This window comes from Mesobacillus persicus, from assembly GCF_900109925.1.
Taxonomy (GTDB): Bacteria; Bacillota; Bacilli; order Bacillales; family Cytobacillaceae; genus Mesobacillus_B; species Mesobacillus_B persicus.
Genome location: NZ_FOBW01000011.1, coordinates 1 through 15,607 on the forward strand (window position 1 = coordinate 1; position 15,607 = coordinate 15,607).

The window sequence follows — 15,607 nt, forward strand, 5'->3', positions numbered from 1 at the left end:
GGTTAGTCAACTGTACTATTCAACGTCCAAAATCCAACAAAAAAAGAAGTGCCCCACCAACTTGCCTGGGGACACTTCTTCTTAAAACTAATTGATTATCTTATCTTCTACGATTCCTATTACGTAGGAACGTTGGAATATCTAACGTATCTTCTACTTGCTGTTGCTGATTAGTGTTACTTCTTTGAGGTTCAGGTTGGCTTTCTTCCCTCTTCACCTCACGCTTCGCTGGACCACCTGTCGTCGGCTTTGTTTGACCTCCAAATACAGGTCTTGAAGCTTTTGGTTGAGCTATAGGGGTGTCATTAAAGCCTGTTGCGATAACCGTAACAATGATTTCATCTTTCAGGTTATCATTAATAACAGAACCGAAAATCATATTTACTTCTTGGTCAGAAGCAGATGCTACAATATCTGCGGCCTCCTGAACCTCGTAAAGGCTAAGGTTAGAACCACCAGTAATGTTCATTAAGACACCTTGTGCACCATCAATAGACGTCTCAAGCAACGGAGAAGAAATAGCCTTCTTTGCCGCTTCAGCAGCACGATTTTCTCCTGCCGCAACCCCGATACCCATTAACGCAGAGCCTTTGTTAGACATAATCGTCTTAACATCAGCAAAGTCAAGGTTAATCAACCCAGGAACAGCAATCAAATCAGAAATACCTTGGACACCCTGACGCAATACATTATCGGCTTCACGGAAGGCTTCTAACATAGGAGTGCTCTTGTCCACGATCTCAAGTAATCTGTCGTTCGGGATCACAATTAAGGTATCAACTGCTTCCTTCATTGCCCCGATTCCACCAGCAGCCTGAGTGGCACGCTTTCTGCCCTCAAACGTGAAAGGTCGAGTTACCACACCAACAGTTAATGCTCCTAGATCTCTGGCGATCTGAGCAATGACTGGAGCAGCTCCTGTACCGGTTCCGCCACCCATTCCAGCTGTGACGAATACCATATCGGCACCCTTTAGTGCTTCTTCAATCTGCTCTTTGCTCTCTTCAGCAGCTTTTTTCCCGACTTCCGGATTAGCTCCTGCACCTAGTCCACGGGTTAGTTTCCCACCGATTTGCATTTTAATTTCGGCTTTTGAAAGGTTTAAGGCTTGGGCATCAGTGTTTACTGCAATAAATTCAACACCCTGTACGCCATGCTCAATCATACGATTAACTGCATTATTTCCGCCGCCACCAACACCGATTACTTTTATTGTTGCAAGTGAATCTAAATTCGTATCAAACTCCAACATGACAAATCCTCCTAATTCGTCGAGATTCCTGTTAGCAAAAAATTACTCAAAAAAGTAGCCAAGAAATTTTTTAACTCTAGATGGTCCTTTTTCTTCCTGTTGTTTTTCCGGCTTGGTTTTTGGATTCGGCTGTTTTTGGACACGGTTTTCCTTATATTCCTGTTCAGCAATGGTAGCCTCGACTTGTCTACCTTGCAGCTTAGCATTCTTATAGGCAAATTTTATGAGACCGACAGCAGTTGTGAACTGTGGTTCACGAACCCCAATATAATCCGGCACAGCCAATCTTACTCGACTTTGGAACATATCTTGCGCTAGTTCTAAAACTCCCTGCATATTGGACATGCCGCCAGTAAGAACAAATCCTCCTGGCAAATCACGAACCTTCATTTTTCTCAACTCGTCCTGAACTAGCTCAAATATTTCTTCAATACGTGCTTCGACGATATCAGCAACTTCCAATTGATTAAACTGTTGTTGCTGATCACTTCCAATGATTCCAACAGTAAAGGTTTCTTCGTCGGAAGCATGGTCATAAAAAGCATGTCCATGTTTAATTTTAATTTTCTCAGCATCCTCCGTTGAAGTCCTAAGACCAATGGACAAATCCTTAGTTACATGTTCGCCACCTACTGGAATCACCGCAGTAGCTGCCAGTTGTCCATCTAAGAACCAACCAAGTGTAGTAGAGCCGCCGCCCATATCAATAAGGACGACCCCCATATTCTTCTCATCTTTTGAAAGAGCAAACGCCCCAGCAGCTAAAGGCTGAAGAACAATATCCAGCACTTCCAATCCTGCTCGTTCCACACAACGTAATGTATTATGTAAAATCGTTTTTGAACCGGTGATAATGGTTCCTTCCATTTCAAGTCGAACACCAATCATCCCACGTGGATCACTAATTTCATCTAGCCCGTCGACAATAAACTGTCTTGGGATTACATCGATGATTTCTCGTTCTGGTGGGATTGAAACAACTTGTGCTGCGTCCATTACTCGAGAAACATCTTCGTTCGTAATTTCCCTATTAGGACTAGAAACGGCCACAACACCATGGCATGACTGTAGAGTGACGTGATTACCAGTAACCCCAACAATCACCTGACGGATTTCCATCCCTATCATTCTTTCAGCCTGCTCCACTGCTTGTTTAATAGAATGAACGGTTTCATCTATATCAACGATAGAGCCCTTTCTAAGGCCCTCGGATTTAACGTTACCAACACCGATTATATTCAAAGAGTCGTTGACCATTTCCCCAATGACTACCTTAACGCTGGATGTACCGATGTCAAGACTAACATATATATCATTGCTGTTCATTCTCTGGCACCTCCTTTAATTTAGAACAACAAGCATTATTTCCCTCATTATTTACATACCTTATTCGTCACAATTAGTGATTTCCCTTTTAAAATATCATTTTTTTTTCTACTTTTCACCATTTGTTGTCCATTTTGTCAAGAGAATCCTTCTAATTACGGCAATATTCTGAAACAATCTTACTCCAAAAGCAAAAACTGCTGCTAAGTACAAGTCTACACCAAGATGAACACCTAGAAAAGCTAAACTTGCAGCTAATACAATATTAAAAAAGAATCCTGATACAAACACTTTTTCATCGTAAATATTTTGGAGTTGTGCACGAATTCCACCGAATAAAGTATCTAATGCCGCCAAAATCGCGATGGAAAGATAATTTGAATATTCTGGTGGGATTCTTATATCAGTTAACAGACCAATAATCACTCCAATGACAAGGCCCATAAATGGAAGCCACATTATCCGTCGCCTCCTACACCAGTTTCGACAGGCTCCATATACCTAATTCTAATTGTATCCTGATATCCAGGAATCATAATGTCCTCTTCTGGTTTCTCCAAGACTACCCTTAAGTTATCAATAAAGAAATCCTCCACAACGGTTGAGATCTCCATTCGCTTGTACAGCTTATCCGCTTCCTCAGCATTCTTAGTGATAACTTTTATCTGAATAGGAAGGCGGTTAAGTGAATGACCATCAATCTTGGTTACTGTCCCGATATCGCGGATAACCGTAGTATTAATCACCCTTTGTTCATCAACTGATAGATGAATGGCTCCATACATATTTAATTCATTAATAAGTCGTTGAAGTAAGCTAGGTGAAACACGACTCATGGGAACTTCCTGCCCTAATTCATTTACAATCGGCTGAAGTGTAAGAATGATGCCCGGTCCAGTTACTTCGGTTAAACCTGCCTCACCTTTCAATTCTTCTAGCGTTTCTTTTAGAAGTTGTTCTTTACTCTGCTCACGCTCATTCTCATATTTTGTGAGCTTATCCTCAATCGTTCGAATTTCATGTAGCAGTTCTGATTGCAGTTCTTTTTCCCCCATTAAATCATTACGGAGTTCCCACGTATCCCGGGTATCACGGACTTCAGGTTCACTTACAGTTTGAAACTGAATGGCAACCATTAACCCGATGATTGAAGCAGTAACGGTGAAATAAACATTCTTTGGGCGCCCCATTCCTCTCACCTAACCTTAAACACTTTTTCAAATAACTGTTTTACAACCGATGACATCACTTCTTGCCAACAACTGGATCTAAAGTAATGTCACTTTGTTCTTGCAGAGAAAAGATAATTTGGTCATTAACCAATTGATCCTTAATACCTCCAGTAATGTTTAGGGCAGCAGAAAGGACTTTCGGTTCTCCAATTGCGGTGATTTCAAACGGCGCAGGGTGTTGATAACCGTCAACAGTAATAACAGGACCATCACAAAGTATATAAGAATTATGTGACAATCGCTGACCATTAATGGCAATAGCGGATGCCCCAGAAATATATAATTCATTGATTACTTTATAGACATGGTGTTCATGTACAAGGTAATTGTTGATGTTGGGTTCATCAGGATTGTATTCCCCGTCAGCAAGAGTTACCTTAACCCCAGCCCCTTTTACCTTTACCTTCCCTAAGAACATTCTATATTTCTCAGCATCCTCTGCTAGGTTAAAATAAACTTGGGCTTCATTCGCCAACTGAGTTTCGAAATCCCTAACCATTTCCTGCCTTTTATTTAATTCCTCTTGTAAATCACGGTTTTTTTCTCTTTGTTCATTCAATTCATTCCGGAGACTTAAATTTTTCTCCCATTGACTGTCCGTAATTTGCCTACTGCTTTTCCCACTTTCGGTTAGACGATAAGAGTAAGCAATCATAAATCCTAAAATTAAACATACAATGGATAAGACAACACGTTTAGTCTTGAGTTTCTTTTTCAAGTTCAACCTCTTCAGCTTCCTCTGCTTCAAACGCTTTAAAATACGAACCAACTTCTATGTCGATAACCCCTTTTTGCATGGGGTCGAGCTGGCTGATTATCGATGGGTAATGAATCATCTTCTCACTAAAGTTTCTCAACGACGCATTCACTTCAAACCCATTATTCATATAAAGATAAATACGATATGAATCTGTTTCAGATGGGGAATGGTGAATTTCAGAAATGGTACTAATGATTTCTTCCGGTAACTGTTTAAGAGAGGCAATCACTTCATCTAAAATATCCCCCTCCTCAAACGAAAATAGGATTGGGGCATGGACAGGAATGCCCTGCGTTAAACTGTTTTCCAGCACCCTTCCATTACTGAGAACTGGGAAAAACTCACTTTCTTTTGACAAGTAAGCTAGTTTTTCAAATTCCTCTAGTTCAATATTGATGGTGTTAGGAAGGCGAAGAGATACTTTGGCATGCTCAACCTCAGGAAGACTTTCTAAGCGTGCTTCAGCTTCTTCCTTATTTATTTTCCAGATATTTGTCTCATCCGTAATACCACTACTCTGTTGTATTATTTCAGTAGCAATCGAATCGTTTCCGCTAACACTAATCTTTTGGACTTTGCTCAGCGGTGACTGGAAATAAATAATGCAAAGAATCATGATAAAAAAAAGCAAAAGCATCAGAGTTAATCGTCTGTTTGCCTTTTTTTTCCTCTGCTGTTTCAATTTCGGTATCCGATCTTCAATCGAAACAATTTTCCCGTTCTCCATTCCTTATCACCTCTTTTACAACAAAATTGAATCTACAGAAATTATGTCATAGGTAGGAACTAGAACTAACTTACGCACAAAAGTGAAAACAACGGCACGAAACTCATGCCGTTATTCGCTCAAAATCACATTCTACCAATATTTATCTGATGAATTATTATACCACATTTTTGCCAATTAGCAGTTATTTTCCTCTTATTTTCGGCCAATTATTTCAACTTCTGTTTCCATCTGAACCTCATAAAGATCCCAAATCGTTTTCTTTACATACTCAATAAGGGCGAGAACATCCTCAGCTTTGGCATTCCCAGCATTGACAATGAAATTCCCATGCATTTCCGAAATCTGTGCTCCACCAATTGAGTACCCTTTAAGACCAGCTTTTTCAACTAATTGACCTGCGTAATTGGGTAATGGATTTCTGAAAATACTTCCGGCACACGGCGAACTCCACGGCTGGGTATCTTTTCGATAATCCTTGTTCTTTTTTATTACAGCTTTAATGGTTTCTTTATCTCCCTCTTGGAGATTGAATACCGCTTCCACAACCACTCCAGGCCTTACTTTCTGTAGTACAGAGGTTCGGTAGGAAAATTGCATTTCTTCGCTGCTCAACCATTCCATTTTGCCATCTTCAAATAGAATATAAGCCTCTTCAAGGATACGAGAAATATCTGAACCATGTGCACCTGCATTCATATATACGGCACCACCGACAGAGCCCGGGATTCCGCTAGCGAATTCCAATCCAGACAGCCCTTGCCGACTCATCGCCAATGCTAGAGCAACAATGGATGTTCCACTGCCTACCCTCACCTTCGTGCCCTTTACTTCAACTTCATCCAGGCCGGCCCCTAGTTTGATTACAACCCCTTCAATCCCTTTATCCGAAACAAGCAAATTAGAACCGCGGCCAATTGCGGTCCACTTTATACCTGCCTCTCGGATTTTCGTCATTGCTTTCTCAAGATTTTCAATCGAAGAAGGCTCAACGAACAAGTCTGCAGGACCACCAATTTTAATCGTGGTATGACTTGCAAGTGGTTCATTCTCTCTAACGGTGCCAATATTCATCTCTTGTAGCTGTTTTGCCAATTCCTTCATTAAAATCTTCCTTTCTGCAAGACTGTGTTACCTTGACCGTTGATTCCCCTCCTGGCAAAACGCGTGCTGCTGGGAGTCCTGGAGCTCACAAGCTTCACCCTTAAGGGAAATCGTCAAGTTTACGCTCCTAATCAACATAGTAGAAAATCACACTGATCTTTATACAACAGCCTTCAGCGAAATCATTTATCTATCCTATGCTTAAAACAGTTATTGGGCTACTTAACTAGTTCCTTGATTAAAGAGTGCATTCTATTTGCTGCATCTGGGATGCCTAATGTCTTGGCAGCGGTCTTCATACTCTTTAACTTTTCGTGGTCCGTTAAAATCAGATCAATCTTTTCAACTAGCTTTGGACCCGTCAAATCCTTCTCAAGCAGAAGCTCTGCTGCCTGGTGATTGCTTAAAGCTAATGCATTTTTTTCTTGATGATTATCTGTTACATATGGACTTGGAATCAGTATGCTTGGGATACCAAGGGATGTTAATTCTGCAAGTGTTGTCGCCCCGGCACGTGCAACTGTTAAATCAATACCAGACAAGACTTCAGGCATATTATGAATAAAAGGTTTGATAATGACATTTTCAGGGTTCCCTATCAGCTCAACTTCCTTTGCAACCTCATCATAGTGAACATCACCAGTTACATATAAAACTTGATAGGGTTTGTTTCCCATCTCCGTAAGGCTTTTTAAGACAGCCTCATTAAGAGGTTTAGCACCCCTGCTACCCCCGAAGATAAGAACTGCTGGCTGGTCTGCTTTTAGACCAACTGATGCCCTTCCCTTATTGCCATCTTGATTTAACACCTCTGAAGCACGTGGGTTTCCAGTCATCACGACTTTATCTTCTGGAAAGAATTGCTTCGCTTCCTCAAAGCAAACCCCAATCCGATCGACATATCGACTTAGAAACTTATTAGTTAATCCAGGAATACTGTTTTGTTCATGAATAATTGTCGGAATCCCCAACTTTGCTGCTGCATATACAACCGGACCACATACATAGCCTCCTGTACCAATAACAACATCAGCCTTAAATTCTTTCAATATTTTCTTGCTATCTGATACACCTTTAAGAAATCTTAAGACAGTTTTAACATTTTCAACACTTATCTTCCGTCTAAAACCTGTTATATGGATTGACCGGAAATCGATATTCTCTCTTGGCACAAGTTTACTTTCTAAGCCTTTTTCTGTTCCTATGTAAAGAAACTCAGCTTTATCATCTTGTTTTTGAATTTCTCTTATTAAAGCCAGGGCCGGATAGATATGTCCTCCAGTTCCCCCACCACTAACTACAATTCTCATTTTCTCACCTCATTGAGAGTGTTTCTATACTATTGGAAGAAAAGATAGGTCTTCACAAACACAAGGTCCCTGGAGCCCTATCCTATTTTACTATATTCTATACATCTAAGCAGTTTTTAAAAAGATTGTTATTTAAATGTAATATACCCCTAAGCTTTAAATATTTTTGGGAACCATAAAACATTATGATAAGAATTGTTAAACGTGTGTAGATTTCCACTCCATCTACAGTATATAAATTAACAATGCACTTTAACACAGCCTATGAACAAAAAGAACCCTGTATCACAGGGTCTTAAAATTAATATCTTGAGTATCGACTTATATTCAAAAGAACTCCAACGGCCATTAACATTAAAGTCAATGAAGACCCCCCATAACTTAAGAAGGGTAAAGTAATCCCTGTAACCGGCATTAGACCCGTGACAACTCCGATATTGATCATCACTTGAATCGCAACCATCGCAATGATCCCAGTCGCAAGTAGGCTACCATATAAATCCGGTGCACCTAAGGCAATCCTTATTCCCCTCCAGAGCAGGAGCGAAAACAAGATAAGGACGAAAGATCCTCCAATAAAACCAAGCTCTTCAGCAATAATTGCAAAGATAAAGTCCGTTTGTGGTTCAGGAAGATAAAAGAACTTTTGCCTACTTTCGCCTAAGCCTAAACCGAATAGGCCACCTGGCCCAATCGCATATAAGGATTGAATCATTTGAAAGCCAGTTCCGAGCGGGTCTTTCCAAGGGTCTAAAAACGAAGTTATTCGGTCCATCCGGTAAGGTGCTGAGGCAATTAACGCGACAAACCCAGCAACTCCAAGAAGTCCTAAGTAAACGAAATGACTTATTCTTGCACCTGATATAAAAATCATAACGACACATGTTCCAACCATTACTGTCCCTGTACCTAGGTCAGGCTGTAACATAATTAGAGCAAACGCAGTAAATACGAGTCCTAGTGATGGGAGCAGGCCAGACTTAAATGAAGTAATTAGCTTTTGTTTCTCTGACAAGAACTTGGCAAGAAAGGCAATCATCGCTAACTTCATAAATTCCGATGGTTGAACAGAGAAAGCACCGACCCCAATCCAGCTTCTCGATCCATTCCGGACGTTCCCAATCCCCGGGATTAAAACAAGCACTAGCAAAACAAAGCACGTAATTAAGATGACTTTTGACCATGTCCTCCATGTCCAATAATCTACATTCATAATAAAGAACATAGCAATGATTCCGATTACGGCAAACAACATCTGTCTTTTTGCAAAAAAGAAAGAATCGTCGAATTTATACTCTGCCCAAATCGCACTGGCACTGTAGACCATCGTCATCCCTACAGCGAGAAGTGAAAAAGTAACAATTAACAAAATAAAGTCGGGGGTAGTTTTTTTAGTTGGCAACTGAAACACCTCGGCTGTTTAGATTCGGGCCTGTACGATGCTTGCCAATCTATCCAGCACACAAAGCGGGTAATTGAATGAATCAAAGACAAGCCCTACTTAAGCTTATGCACCGCTTCGATGAACATGTCTCCCCTGACCTCAAAAGTTTTATATTGATCCCAACTTGCACAAGCAGGGGAAAGCAGAATCACGTCGCCAGCATCAGATAGTTTGAAAGCTTCAGGAACGGCTTTTTCAACATTATCGACGCGAACGATTGTTTTTATTCCTGCCTCTCTTCCCGCTGCCTCAATCTTCTCAGCGGTTTGACCAAACGTTACTAGTCCTTTAACACCCTTTAAGGTTGGGATTAGCTCATCAAAGCTATTCCCCCTATCAAGGCCGCCAGCAAGAAGCACAACAGGTGCTTCAAACGCAGAAAGCGCCTTTTGTGTTGCTAAAATATTTGTAGCTTTTGAGTCATTGTAAAATTTACGCCCCGAAACTTCCTCTACATATTGAAGACGATGGCGAACTCCAGTAAACGTTTTTAAGACATGAACGATTGACTCTCGGTCCGCTCCAGCAAGCATTGCAGCTGCTACAGCGGACAAGATATTTTCTAAGTTATGAAGTCCAGGAAGAGCAATCTCAGATAACGAGATTACTTTTTCACCATTGCAGAATAACCAGCCATCTTCCACAAAGGCGCCCCTTTCGAGCGGTTTCTTTGTGGAAAATGGAATCAACTTCGCACGGGAACTTTGAGCAATCTTCACGACTTTTTCCTGGTCGGCATTATATATAAAATAATCGCTTTCCTGTTGGTTTTCTGTCAGCTTAGCTTTAGCATGATGATACTCGTTTAACGTTCCATGGTAATCTAAATGAGCCTCATACAAATTAGTAAGGATTGCAATTTTAGGACGGAAAGCGGAAATCCCCATAAGCTGGAAAGACGACAATTCGATAACAATATGATTGTCGGGATGAGCTTCTTGTGCGACACCGGACGCGACGGTTCCAATATTTCCAGCAATTAAAGGTTTCTTTTCGGAAGCTTGTAGCATTTCAAAAACCAAGGTAGTTGTCGTGGTCTTACCGTTTGTACCTGTAATCCCTATAAAAGGTGCTTCTGAGATTTGGTAAGCAAGCTCAACCTCGGTAATAATAGGGATTTGTTTTTCCATTGCTTTAACAATCATTGGGTTATGGTATGGGATCCCAGGGTTCTTGACAACCAATTCAAACCCCTCATCCATAAGCTCAACAGGATGGCCTCCACAAACTACTTTTATTCCCTGTTCAAGCAGTCCTTGTGCTTCGGGGTTCTCAGCAAGTGGTTTATTATCATTTACTGTCACGAAAGCACCCAGCTTGTGAAGCAGAGCAGCAGCGCTGACACCACTTTTGGCTAGACCAAGGACAAGTATTTTTTTATGCTCGTAAGTCGTAACCTGTTTCACTTATACCCACACCTCAATATAGATGCCAATAATGGCAAATAATAGTCCTACAGTCCAAAATGTGACAACTACACGCCACTCTGACCAGCCTAGCAGTTCATAATGGTGATGAAGCGGACTCATCCTAAAGATTCTTTTTCCTGTCAGTTTAAAAGAAATGACTTGAAGGATAACCGACAGCGTTTCAATGACGAATATTCCTCCGATAATTAATAGTAAAAACTCTAGCTTTGCTAAAATGGCCACGGTCGCGATGGCACCTCCAAGTGCCAATGATCCCGTGTCCCCCATAAATACTTTTGCCGGATGAGCATTAAAGACCAGGAACCCAAGGACGGCACCGACCACTGCAACGGAGAAAATGGAAACTTCATAAAGGGACTGGCTCCATGCAAGAACTGCAAATGCACCGAAGGCAATGGCAGCTGTTCCTGAAACCAGCCCATCAAGGCCGTCTGTCAAATTAACAGCGTTTGAAAAGCCGACCATCCAGAATATCACAAATAGCACATATCCCCATCCGAGATCAAAAGTGATATCTGTTAGTGGGATTGAAATTTCAGTAGAGAAATTACTTTGTTGAAAAATGACATAAAAAATGACTGAAACAATGATTTGTCCTAGCAGTTTCTGTTTTGATGTTAATCCTAGATTACGTTTCATTACTACCTTGATAAAATCATCGAGAAAACCCAATAACCCAAAACCAAGTGTTACAAATAATAATAAAAAGGTCTCCACGGTTAGACTAGAAAATTTCTGGGTCATGACAATTGTGCTCACAACGATAGACAATAGAATCATTAAACCGCCCATAGTAGGCGTACCTGTTTTCTTTTGATGAGACTGCGGTCCTTCCTCCCGAATACTCTGTCCGAACTTCAACCTTCGTAAGAATGGAATAAACACTGGAGAAAGGACGACTGTAATTAAAAAGCTTACGATTATGGTAAAGAAAATGACCTGCTCCAGCATCCTATTCCCACCTTCCTTCTAGATGGCACACGTCATCCACTATTTCGGTTTTGCTTATTTGATTGTTTTTGCTTGTAAACCTTTGGGTTAAAGGATAACGAGCTGCTGACTGGTTTCCTTGATTTATTTTATTGTCCATCACTTTATTCTATTGTTCCTTTCTCTGCTTTATTGCTTTTAATGCAATTTCTCTGTCATCAAAATCAAAAATTTTATTTCCAATTTGTTGATAAGTCTCATGTCCTTTTCCTGCAATCAAGATGACGTCGCCATCTTCGGCCTGCTCTACAGCAAATTTTATCGCTTCTTCTCGATCGGAGATTTTTACGTAAGTTTTCCCTTTCACGCCTTCCTCCATATCCTCTAATATGCGCTCAGGGTCTTCACTCCGAGGGTTATCGGACGTAAAGATAGGATTCGACGCATAGTCACATGCAATTTTTGCCATTAGTGGCCGTTTTGTACGATCGCGATCCCCACCACAACCAACAACTACAAAAATACGTTTCTCGGCAAACTGCCGTACGGTCATAAGCACATTCTCAAGACTATCCGGTGTATGAGCATAATCCACGATGACTGAGAAATCCTGTCCCCCATCCACTGGCTCAAATCGACCTGAAACACCCTTTACACTTTCTATGGAAGCAATAATGTCCTCAAGTGGTAATCCTGAAACGAAGGCAGCACCAATACTTGCTAATACATTATAAATACTAAATTTCCCAATAAGTTGAATTTGTACCTTATGAATTCCTAGAGGGCTTATCAGATCAAACGATGTTCCGCCTGCCGACATCTGAATATTTTTCGCCTGAAGGTCAGCAGGGTGATCAATTCCATAGGTAAAAGGAATGGCAGCAGTACTTCTTTCGTACTCCTTACTTGTGGAATCGTCAGCATTAAGCACCGCATATTTAGGTTTGCTTAGGTTAAAGCTGTTACCCAATTGAGAAAACAGTAATCCTTTAGCCTTCTTATACTCTTCCATCGTTTTATGATAATCAAGATGATCCTGAGAAAGGTTTGTAAAGACCGCGACATCGTAATCGGTCCCATGAACTCTTCCATGGACTAGGGCATGGGAGGATACCTCCATGACTGTCGTCTCTACTTTTTCATCGACCATCTGTTTAAAGGTCTTTTGCAAAGTAAGACTTTCCGGAGTTGTATTTTTAACATCGTATTTGGTATCGGCAATTTTGGTATACATCGTACCAATCAAACCTGTTTTTTGACCAGCATCGGCAAAGATTTTCTCGATTAGATGACTAGTTGTTGTTTTGCCATTGGTACCCGTTATCCCAATTAGGTGCAGTTTATGACTTGGCTGCTCATAAAAGGCATCAGCAAGAATAGCCATTGACCTAATCGTATCTTTAACGACAATAACAGGGACTTTGAGGTTCAACTCTCTCTCTGCAAGGACAGCGACCGCTCCCTTTTCGACGGCTGATTGTGCAAAATCGTGACCGTCAACCGTATAGCCTTTAATACAAATAAATAAGCTCCCTTGCTTCACATTTCTGTTGTCATTTTCAATTGACGTAATATCAGGATTTTCTCCTTTAAAGTCCATAAAAGAACCTAAGAAGTTTAGTAGCTTATGTAGTCTCATATTAATCAAATCCTCTCCAAACAACATGACAATTACTGCTCAATTATCGGCAATAAAACCCCCACTTCATGGGCAGAAGTGGGGGGAAACTGCCCTAAAAATCCATTTCAAGAAATAGAACTTGCTAACAATTCGATTCCACATCCTGTGGAAGTATCACTTTATTTTACATGATTAGGCTTAATTTAGCCATCTTTGTGTAAGGTACTTGCCAATTCTATTAAAAAAAGGGCGGCGATACAAGTCTTGTTCGCCACCCTTTTTTAAAATGATTAAATCCATTTATATTTAATGGCCTTAAAAGAGTGGTTTCCTCCCTACTCTTCCCCCAAATAAATTCTAATGGTGGACCCCTCTTTCACCTTTACACCCGCTGAGGGTGACTGCTTGACAACCTTGGTTCCTACTCCGCTCGAATCAATCTGTAGGTTCACAAACATTTGCCTAATTTCACTTTTTGTTAGCCCTAAAAGGTCTGGCACTTCAATCATTGGAGTATCTAACCAAGTAAGTTCTTTTTCTACTTGTTCTTTTCTCGGTTCTACTTCTAGCGCATGTAAACTATCTTCCATAATATTGCCAACAATTGGAGCTGCGACAACACCACCAAACTGTACGGTCCCTTTTGGATTATCGACCGCGACATAGATTACCAACTGAGGGTCATCAGCTGGAGCAAATCCTATGAAAGATACAATATGGTTGTTTTCAAGGTATCTTCCACCCTGCGCTTTTTGAGCGGTTCCTGTCTTCCCACCAACACGGTAAGATTCTACGAAGGCCCCTTTCCCGGATCCTTGAGCGACAACTGTTTCAAGCGCCCGTCTAATTTCTTTTGATGTCTCCTCTGAAATGACCTTTCTTTTCTCGACTGGGGATTTTTTCATAACGACTTCCCCTGTGGCTGAATTAACCAACTCTTTAGCGATATATGGAGTGTAGAGCGTCCCACCATTGACTGCAGCGGAAACGGCTGCTACCTGTTGGATTGGTGTCACGGATACCCCTTGTCCAAAGGCTGTCGTTGCCTGTTCAATCGGTCCTACGCGATCAAGTTTAAACAAGATTCCTTTTCCTTCTCCTTGCAAATCGATTCCCGTTTTTTGGCCAAAACCAAAGTCATGTACGTATTTATACAATTTTTCTTTTCCAAGTCGCTCTCCTAATTCTACAAAGCCAGGGTTGCATGAGTTCTGAACGACCTCTAAGAAGCTTTGCGAGCCATGGCCACCTGATTTCCAGCAATGTATTTTTGCCCCTGAAACTTCAACAAAACCTGGGTCATGAAAATGGTCCTCATCAAGATTGACTTTCCCTTCTTCTAATGCAGCTGCTAATGTAATAATCTTAAAGGTCGAACCGGGTTCATACGTACTCCAGATAGGAAGATTGCGATTATACACCTCTGCAGGTACGGTTTGAAAGTTAGCCGGATCGAAATTCGGTCGGCTGGACATTGCAAGAATTTCTCCATTATTTGGATTCATTGCAATTGCAATGATGCCATCTGGATTATACTTTGCTTCAGCTATGTCTAACTCTCTTTCAACAATCGTCTGAACCCTGCTATCAATAGTCAACTTTAAATCCAAACCATCCACTGGAGGTTGATAATCATCAGCCATATCATCCATCCGTTGCCCCTTAGCATTCGCATAAAATTGAACCGAGCCTTGTTCTCCTTTTAACTCTTCATCATAATACAATTCGAGCCCCATTAAGCCTTGATTGTCTATACCCGCAAAGCCAAGAACATGGGACAAATAATCCCCGTAAGGATAGTGCCTTTTAGAATCCTCACCAATATAAACACCCTTTAAGTCGAGGGCTCTAACTTCCTTCGCCTTTTCATGCGAAATTTTCCTTGCCTCATTAATTCTGACAATCGATTCGCCTTTTGTTATATAGTTGTAGATTGTATCAGTCTTAACGTTCAGAACAGATGCAAGTTTTTCAGCCGTCTCACCAGGATTGTCAATTTGCCTTGGAACAGCCCAAACGGTCGGCGCACTTATATTCGTAGCTAGGGCAACCCCGTTCCGATCAGTGATCTCTCCCCTTTTTGGTTCAAAGGGAATATTTCGGCTCCATGAACTTTTTGCCTTATCTGTTAACCAGTCTCCCATAAAAAACTGGACATACCCCAGCCGTAAATCAATAATTAAAAAAATGAGGATCCCGACAGTTAGGACCAGGGCTAACCTCTTCCTAACTGTCACATTAGAAACACGCATATATTGAACATACCTCCTTCATAAATCGCCAATCGCCTTTATGTCTGCAAACAATAAAGCTTTTTTTGCTCTACATTGCTCGTTCAAATATATGCTTGTACTAGATTCAATATAACAACAAATGAGCCCACCTCGTTCATCGTTACAAAGCAATTTTATTTATGTTAAAAGAATTTTGATATTTAATGTGAATGATTAATTTAGTTTTAAATCGATTGT

General features: G+C 40.9%; 13 protein-coding genes. All 13 read right to left on the reverse strand.

From position 1 onward, the window contains the following. Nucleotides 1-100 precede the first annotated feature (100 nt). The 13 genes from ftsZ to BMX30_RS15215 all read right to left on the reverse strand — a co-directional run bounded on the left by ftsZ (nt 101) and on the right by BMX30_RS15215 (nt 15,388). Nucleotides 101-1,252 carry a cell division protein FtsZ gene (ftsZ, locus tag BMX30_RS15155; protein WP_090747446.1) on the reverse strand — a complete coding sequence of 384 codons (1,152 nt, stop codon included), beginning with the start codon at nt 1,250-1,252 and terminating at the stop codon, nt 101-103. Nucleotides 1,253-1,294: 42 nt separating this feature from the next. Next, nucleotides 1,295-2,578: a cell division protein FtsA gene (gene ftsA, locus BMX30_RS15160; protein ID WP_090747449.1), complete on the reverse strand. Its 1,284-nt coding sequence runs from the start codon at nt 2,576-2,578 to the stop codon at nt 1,295-1,297. 108 nt (nt 2,579-2,686) lie between these two features. Then, a complete protein-coding gene (locus BMX30_RS15165; protein WP_090747452.1) occupies nt 2,687-3,037 on the reverse strand; it encodes a small basic family protein in 351 nt (116 codons plus the stop codon). Continuing rightward, a complete protein-coding gene (locus BMX30_RS15170; protein ID WP_090747455.1) occupies nt 3,037-3,768 on the reverse strand; it encodes a DUF881 domain-containing protein in 732 nt (243 codons plus the stop codon). Before BMX30_RS15170 ends, BMX30_RS15165 begins: the two co-directional genes overlap by 1 nt. Before the next feature lie 55 nt (nt 3,769-3,823). Continuing rightward, complete coding sequence (locus BMX30_RS15175) at nt 3,824-4,528, reverse strand: DUF881 domain-containing protein (RefSeq protein ID WP_090747457.1); 705 nt, start codon at nt 4,526-4,528, stop codon at nt 3,824-3,826. Then, on the reverse strand, nt 4,506-5,297 hold the full coding sequence (locus tag BMX30_RS15180) for a cell division protein FtsQ/DivIB (RefSeq protein ID WP_090747460.1): 792 nt from the start codon (nt 5,295-5,297) through the stop codon (nt 4,506-4,508). Before BMX30_RS15180 ends, BMX30_RS15175 begins: the two co-directional genes overlap by 23 nt. 195 nt (nt 5,298-5,492) lie before the next feature. Continuing rightward, nucleotides 5,493-6,401, reverse strand: coding sequence for a UDP-N-acetylmuramate dehydrogenase (murB, locus tag BMX30_RS15185; protein ID WP_090747461.1), 909 nt, complete (start codon nt 6,399-6,401; stop codon nt 5,493-5,495). Nucleotides 6,402-6,619: 218 nt separating this feature from the next. Continuing rightward, nucleotides 6,620-7,711 (reverse strand): undecaprenyldiphospho-muramoylpentapeptide beta-N-acetylglucosaminyltransferase, encoded by a 1,092-nt coding sequence (gene murG / locus BMX30_RS15190; protein ID WP_090747464.1) that lies wholly within the window; start codon nt 7,709-7,711, stop codon nt 6,620-6,622. A 301-nt stretch (nt 7,712-8,012) separates the two neighbouring features. Further along, entirely contained in the window at nt 8,013-9,113 is a 1,101-nt protein-coding gene (spoVE, locus tag BMX30_RS15195; protein ID WP_090747467.1) for a stage V sporulation protein E, read from the reverse strand. Between the two features lie 95 nt (nt 9,114-9,208). Next, a complete protein-coding gene (murD, locus tag BMX30_RS15200; protein WP_090747470.1) occupies nt 9,209-10,561 on the reverse strand; it encodes a UDP-N-acetylmuramoyl-L-alanine--D-glutamate ligase in 1,353 nt (450 codons plus the stop codon). Then, nucleotides 10,562-11,536 carry a phospho-N-acetylmuramoyl-pentapeptide-transferase gene (mraY, locus tag BMX30_RS15205; RefSeq protein WP_090747472.1) on the reverse strand — a complete coding sequence of 325 codons (975 nt, stop codon included), beginning with the start codon at nt 11,534-11,536 and terminating at the stop codon, nt 10,562-10,564. A 148-nt stretch (nt 11,537-11,684) separates the two neighbouring features. Next, nucleotides 11,685-13,154: a UDP-N-acetylmuramoyl-L-alanyl-D-glutamate--2,6-diaminopimelate ligase gene (locus BMX30_RS15210; RefSeq protein WP_090747896.1), complete on the reverse strand. Its 1,470-nt coding sequence runs from the start codon at nt 13,152-13,154 to the stop codon at nt 11,685-11,687. A gap of 317 nt (nt 13,155-13,471) precedes the next feature. Continuing rightward, complete coding sequence (locus BMX30_RS15215) at nt 13,472-15,388, reverse strand: stage V sporulation protein D (RefSeq protein ID WP_090747476.1); 1,917 nt, start codon at nt 15,386-15,388, stop codon at nt 13,472-13,474. Nucleotides 15,389-15,607: the final 219 nt, after the last annotated feature.

Coding starts and splice junctions, on each gene's coding strand:
- BMX30_RS15180 (WP_090747460.1), bottom strand. CDS start 5,297: ATGGAGAACGGGAAAATTGTTTCGATTGAAGATCGGATACCGAAATTG.
- ftsA (WP_090747449.1), bottom strand. CDS start 2,578: ATGAACAGCAATGATATATATGTTAGTCTTGACATCGGTACATCCAGC.
- BMX30_RS15165 (WP_090747452.1), bottom strand. CDS start 3,037: ATGTGGCTTCCATTTATGGGCCTTGTCATTGGAGTGATTATTGGTCTG.
- BMX30_RS15215 (WP_090747476.1), bottom strand. CDS start 15,388: ATGCGTGTTTCTAATGTGACAGTTAGGAAGAGGTTAGCCCTGGTCCTA.
- BMX30_RS15170 (WP_090747455.1), bottom strand. CDS start 3,768: ATGGGGCGCCCAAAGAATGTTTATTTCACCGTTACTGCTTCAATCATC.
- murG (WP_090747464.1), bottom strand. CDS start 7,711: ATGAGAATTGTAGTTAGTGGTGGGGGAACTGGAGGACATATCTATCCG.
- mraY (WP_090747472.1), bottom strand. CDS start 11,536: ATGCTGGAGCAGGTCATTTTCTTTACCATAATCGTAAGCTTTTTAATT.
- murB (WP_090747461.1), bottom strand. CDS start 6,401: ATGAAGGAATTGGCAAAACAGCTACAAGAGATGAATATTGGCACCGTT.
- BMX30_RS15210 (WP_090747896.1), bottom strand. CDS start 13,154: ATGAGACTACATAAGCTACTAAACTTCTTAGGTTCTTTTATGGACTTT.
- ftsZ (WP_090747446.1), bottom strand. CDS start 1,252: ATGTTGGAGTTTGATACGAATTTAGATTCACTTGCAACAATAAAAGTA.